At 44.0% G+C, this 293-nt stretch carries 1 protein-coding gene; it reads right to left on the reverse strand.

Annotated features, from left to right (window positions below; translation table 11 throughout):
- Positions 1–293: IS110 family transposase (locus IQR33_RS15615; RefSeq protein WP_193843824.1), on the reverse strand; the 293-nt coding region annotated here is incomplete at both ends.

Below are 293 nucleotides of genomic sequence, written 5' to 3' on the forward strand. Positions count from 1 at the left end.
CTTTTTAGTTTGGTCAGTTCTGGCTGAACACGTTCGGCATAATGTGCGATGAGAGCGGCATCTAAACGGTCGTTCTTAGCTCGTTGACCAATGGCACCAGCAAACCTTTTAATACGTAGTGGGTTGGCAATAACATAAGGTAATTTGGCTTTGTCACAGGCGTGTATAAAAGGCATTTCTAATCGACCTGTAGCTTCGATGACGACACGTTGAGGTTTGTGTTTCTTAATGGTTTTTATGGCATCGCTGATGCCTTTTTCGGTGTTCGGGACAGTGAAGTAAATATCGAGTGG

This window comes from Vibrio sp. OPT46 (assembly GCF_015163535.1).
Classification (GTDB): domain Bacteria; phylum Pseudomonadota; class Gammaproteobacteria; order Enterobacterales; family Vibrionaceae; genus Vibrio; species Vibrio alginolyticus.